Here is a 695-nt window from a genome sequence, read left to right on the forward strand (position 1 = left end):
CTTCCTCTCCTTTTTAGGCCTAGCCTCAATCGCCTACGCATAAATTTGATCACAGGTACTTTATGAGTCAGCACGACCCATTCGATAGCAACAACGAAGATTTCGACGAAGACATTAAAAGTCGTAGCCAAATTAAACGCGAGATGGAAGCGTTACAAGCAATCGGCAAGCAGCTTTGTGAATTAAAAGCTTCCCACCTTGAACAAGTACCTATCTCAGAAGAATTAGAAGAAGGCATCACGACCTACAAACGCATCTCGTCACGGGAAGCCAAAAGACGCCAATTACAGTACATTGGCAAAGTCATGCGCAACCAAGACATTGATGCAATTCAGACAGTACTCGATCGATTCGATACATCTAGCGATATATACGCGAAACGCTTACATATGCTCGAAGCTTGGAGAGAAAGACTGATCAACGAAGGTAATGCGGCATTAACTGAATTCGTCGAAAAACACCCAAGCGTTGAGATACAGACATTACGCCAGCTTGTGAGAAACGCGAATAAAGATCGTCAAAACGAAAAGAATACCGGCGCAGCCAAAAAGCTTTTCAAGTTCTTGAAGCAATACGAAGAAGATATTCTGAATTAAATCGTAGCGCTCTATAAAACTACAAAGCGCAGCAGTAAAGACTAAAGACGCTTATGCTGGGCAATTGGCATCTTTTTGCGGATCTCGGATAAAAAGGAA

1 protein-coding gene is annotated in these 695 nt (G+C 42.6%); it reads left to right on the top strand.

The window, feature by feature from the left end; translation table 11 throughout:
* Positions 1-62: 62 nt before the first annotated feature.
* Complete coding sequence (gene yjgA, locus A3762_RS17585; RefSeq protein WP_068476106.1) at positions 63-596, top strand: ribosome biogenesis factor YjgA; 534 nt, start codon at positions 63-65, stop codon at positions 594-596.
* The last annotated feature ends 99 nt before the right edge of the window (positions 597-695 follow it).

The sequence above is a fragment of the Oleiphilus sp. HI0125 genome, assembly GCF_001635355.1.